The organism is Armatimonas sp., from assembly GCF_043760365.1.
Taxonomy (GTDB): Bacteria; Armatimonadota; Armatimonadia; order Armatimonadales; family Armatimonadaceae; genus Armatimonas.
The window spans coordinates 1-4,641 of sequence record NZ_JAYUPA010000478.1 but is presented as its reverse complement, the minus strand read 5'-3'; the positions used below and the strand labels follow the sequence as shown (position 1 = coordinate 4,641).

Annotated in this window: 3 protein-coding genes; all 3 read right to left on the bottom strand. The window is 60.2% G+C overall.

The genetic code is table 11. The features are described 5' to 3' along the window. Positions 1–119: 119 nt before the first annotated feature. Genes ACH2EH_RS11170 through ACH2EH_RS11160 form a run of 3 tightly spaced genes read right to left on the bottom strand, consistent with a single transcriptional unit; the run spans position 120 to position 4,601 of the window. On the bottom strand, positions 120–1,277 hold the full coding sequence (locus tag ACH2EH_RS11170) for a PQQ-dependent sugar dehydrogenase (RefSeq protein ID WP_395141667.1): 1,158 nt from the start codon (positions 1,275–1,277) through the stop codon (positions 120–122). Positions 1,278–1,287: 10 nt separating this feature from the next. Continuing rightward, entirely contained in the window at positions 1,288–2,739 is a 1,452-nt protein-coding gene (locus ACH2EH_RS11165) for a hypothetical protein (RefSeq protein ID WP_395141665.1), read from the bottom strand. A gap of 14 nt (positions 2,740–2,753) precedes the next feature. Further along, on the bottom strand, positions 2,754–4,601 hold the full coding sequence (locus ACH2EH_RS11160) for a transketolase (protein WP_395141663.1): 1,848 nt from the start codon (positions 4,599–4,601) through the stop codon (positions 2,754–2,756). Positions 4,602–4,641 lie beyond the last annotated feature (40 nt).

The window sequence follows — 4,641 nt, the reverse complement described above, 5'->3', positions numbered from 1 at the left end:
AGAAACTGCCATTGGGGCCATGACAGCGGGCACATGCCTGCTCATAGGTAGCAATCGGGGGCCGTTGCAGTGGCTTTGGCGCTTGTGGCTGAGCCACGAGCGCCAACAAACACAACGTGCTACTTCTTGCCCACATAGCGAATTCGATAGACCTTTCCCCCAGAATCATCGGAGAAGAGAATGGAGCCATCGGGCGCTTCGACACAGTCCACCGGGCGAGCCATTGGCTTGCCATCGGGGCCGAGCGTTTTGACAATGGCAAGCGTTCCGTAGGGCTTGCCAGTCTCTTTGTCAAAGCAAACGCGATCCACCGAGTACCCCACTTTAATAGTCGCGTTCGATGAGCCTTTGTGCGCCACAAAGGCATCGCCGGTGTGATCCGTAGGAAACTGCTTTTTGACGTTGCTCACAAAACAAAACGCATTGCTCGCTGCGTGTGCCGGAAAGTTCCAGGCGGGTGGTGTGGTCTTCGTGGCCAGCTCTAAAATATCCGGACGGTCTTTGAACTCAAGACGTGGAAAGCCATAACCAGGTACAAACGGATGGCCATAGAACTTGCCTTGCTCGTAGTAGTTGAATTCATCGGGCGGGTTGAGATTAGTGATGGGAAGATTACCCTTGCTCTCGCCAAACGGTGCCCCCATATTATCGGAGCCATGATCCACGCCCCACACTTCTTGCGTTCCAGGCCGCAGGCGCAGCTTCTCGGTATTACGCAGTCCACCAGCCCAGAGTGTCTTGTCCGAGCCATCTTTGCTGAACTTAAAGACTTTTTGTCGCTCGGTATCCCCCGGATCTGAGGCGTTTTCTTTGTCACCGATCGAGGTAAAGATCGCGTCGCTCGTCACCAGAAGCGAGCGCCACCAGTGTCCCCCCGCCATCGGGAGCTTGCCCTCAGGAATCACAGGGATATCTTCGTCGGCCTTTCCATCGCCGTTTGTATCGCGCGCCTTCGAGATCGCCCCAGACTCAGAGTACCAGAGCCAGCCACCCTCGAAGCACAGGCCATGAGCGGTGGGCTTGTCGGTCAGAAAAGTCGTCTGGGTCTCGTAGAAACCGTCTTTGTTCTTGTCCTTGAAGGCGTAAACCTCACCGGGGTTAGGCTTAGAGATGTAGAGCGTGCCATCGTCGCTGAACTCCATAAACCGCGCACCGGGCAGCACAGCCGCCACCGAGACTTGATAGCCGGGACGAACCCAGAACGCGGGGACGGCAGGCGGAGCCGCAGGGCGCGTCTGCCCCGCCAGAAGTGCCAGAGAAAGCAAAGTGATTACCATGCCCTCTGCTTCACCTTGACATAGGTAAACTCCTCCTGCGAAACACATGGAAGACAACGGCTTCGCGTGTTGCGGAGGGTTTGTAGGAAAACGTCTTCACAAGGGCGTAGTCTCGCTCCCAGCTTGCGCGGTACGCATCCAGAATGTGCTGGAGCTCACCGGGGCGTAGCACGACCCAGTCGGGGCGGAACTGAGAGGCAATGCTCCCCATCGGGGCGGGGTCCGTTTTCTGCCAGAGCGGGAGAACCTGCGGCGAGACCAGCCCGATCACGTCTAGAACGCGCCGCTGGCTGAAATACCCGATATAGCCGATGGGCTCCAGCATCACGGTCTCCTCTCGTGCCATTCGCTCCCGAAGCCAGTGCCCCAGGGGAATCCGCAAGTGCGTCTCAATCTGCTGCGCCTCATAGACAGAGCGCTGGAGAAAGAGCCCCATGCCGATTGCCAGCGCCACGACTCCACCAGCAAGAGAGATCGGAGGCAGCTTAAAAGAAACGCGCTGCGTGAACCGCGCCAGCCCAAGCGCGGCCAGAAGCCCATAGACCGGTAGTGGGGGCAGGAGATACCAGAGAAACAGAAGATTTTTCGAGAGAAGAAACGCGCCCCAGTAGAGAGCAAACCAGAGTGCGGGAGCCCGCAGGCTCGCCAGGGACTTCTCACGGAGCGTGTGCCAGAGTCCTAGAAGGGCACCAACACTGAGCAAAGCATAGATTGGGCTTCCCCAGAAGCGCTCCATAAGCTTTCCCAGACCTGGAAAGAGCTGGCCCTGGAAGCGCCAGCCATAGACCACGGCTTTGGCGTGCATGGTACTCGGGATCGGGGTGCCAAAGTAGGCGAGCGCAAAGATGAGCCACGGAAGCGCCAGAAGTGTCAGAAGGAGCAGCGGCTTCACAGGAACACGCCGTGTGGTGACGAGCCGTTCGCCCAGTGCTAGCCCTGCCAGAAGGAGGCTATCCCAGCGCAGCAGAAAGAGCACCCCCAGTGCGACGCCCGCTCGGTGCTCGCGGCCTTCCTGAAGCCAGCGCCACGCCGTCACCCCCAGAGCCGCCACAAGCGCACTCTCCATTCCCGAGACGCTCCAGTGCAGAAAGTGATCGTTGACGGCGATAAAAACAGCAGCAATCCACGCGGCCCGCGTCTCTCCCAGTGCACTCAGCCAGCGCCAGAGCACCACGATCAGCCAGGCATCAGCGGCGATGCAGAGCAGTTTCCCCAGAGCCAGCGCGGGAAGCCCACAGTAGAGAAAACCCGCGAGCAGTAGGGCATAGAGCGGCGTGGTGACACCCAGTACCTGCTCCCCCGGGTTGTAGACAAAGCCCTTACCTGCCGCTAAGTTCTCGGCGTAGCGCAGGGTGATGTAGCTATCCTCGTTAGTGAAGCCCGTCCCGGCCCAGAACGCGAGGCGCAGACCAACGGCCAGCACCACCAGCCCTCCAAGCGCTCCAGACCGGGGAAAGCGCACTCGTCTCGCTAGCCTTATTCGCCTTTGACGGCTTTTACAATCGCGGCGGAGTCAATGCCGTAGGCGGCGAGCAGCTCATCGGGCTTTCCAGAGCGGGGCATCTCGGAAATCGCGAGGTGCGTGAACTTCTTGGCCGCGACGCAGTTTTTGGTGAGCGTTGCCGCCACCACATCACCTAAGCCGCCCTCGGGCCAGTGGTCCTCAACAATTATCAAGTGCTCGGTCTCGGCGGCGGCCTTAAGGATCGCGGCCTCGTCCACGGGCTTGATGGAGTAGAGGTCAATCACGCGAATCTTAATTCCCTCTGCGGCGAGCTGATCGGCAGCTTGGAGTGCCTCGACGAGCGTGATGCCCGCCGCGATCACGGTGGCAGTGGTGCCTTCGCGCAGGGTCTTGCTTCCGCCAATCTCAAATTTTTCGGTGGCAGGGTAGATCACTGCCGTGGCCTCACGAGTGGCACGCAGATAGGCGATCCCATCGTAGTGCGCCATGAGCACCATCAGATGGGCGCAGCTCACGGCATCCGATGGATAAAGAACCGTCGCCCCGTAGATAGAGCGCATCATGGCAAGATCTTCGAGGGCCATCTGGCTAGCGCCATCCTCGCCAATCGAGACGCCCGCGTGGGTTCCCACTAAGCGCAGTTTAGCACCGGAGATCGCCCCCATTCGAATCTGGTCGTAGGCGCGGCAGAAGAACGCAGCGAATGTGGCGGCAAACGTGTTCTTATTCTGGACATCCAGCCCCTGCGCCACGCCCACCATTACCTGCTCGGCGATATAGACCTGGAACAGACGCTCTGGCGCGACTTTCCCGAGGCTCTCGGTGTAGGTCGAGTTCCCCACCTCGGCGTCCACGGCGAAGAGATTGCCGCGAGACTTCCCGAGGGCGGCCAGCGTGTCGCCGTAGGCTTTGCGCACAGCCACTTTCACACCAACTTCGTAGCTCGGGAGCACCAGAGGCGCATCGGCGGTGAACGGTGCGGGCGTGAGATTCTCCGGGAGCTGCGGCTTGACCGTAAAGCCCGAGATCGGCCCTGCCTCAGACAGCTCAGCATACGCGCGTTCCGCCTCGTCGGGCTTGAGCGCCTTGCCGTGCCAGCCGGGAGCGCCGGCGAGCCAGCTCACGCCGCCACCTTTTTCGGTCTTGGCCAGAATACAGACCGGCGAGCCGGTGTGCGCGATTGCCGTGGCGTAGGCTTCGTCAATCTCCGCGACATTGTGACCGTCCACGATCAGCACTTTCCAGCCAAACGCCGAGACCCGCGCGGAGTAGGTCGCCATGTCGTGGCCCAGCGCCGTCTCGCCGCGCTGCCCGAGCTTATTGACATCCACAATCGCAATCAGATTATCTAGCCCCTGCTCACTTGCTACCATCAGCGCCTCGTAGTTGCTGCCCTCGGCCATCTCGGAGTCGCCCAGCAGGCACCAGACTTTATAGGGAAGCTTCTCGATGTGCTTGCCCGCAATGGCGACGCCCACCGCAATCGCAAGCCCCTGGCCCAGCGAGCCCGTCGCGGCATCAATGTGCGGGATGATCGGAGTGGGATGGCCTTCATAGATCGAGCCAAACTTACGCAGCGAGAGCAAATCGGCCTCAGAGATCGCATCGGCGGCGCGGTACATCGCGTAGAGCACCGGGCAGGCATGGCCCTTAGAGAAGATCAGATGGTCGTTGTTGGGGTGACTCGGGTTGCTGTAGTCGTAGCGCTGGTACTTGGCCTGAAGCACTGCCATCAGATCGGCGGCGCTCATCCCCGAGGTGGGGTGACCACTGCCCGCAGCGGTGGTACAGCGGATCGAGTCGGCGCGGAGCTGGCGGGCAAGGTCGTTGAAAAGCTTGAGTTCGTTGGCGTCTGCCATTTTAGTTTCTAAGTGTCCTTTAGATTACGGAAATATCCTG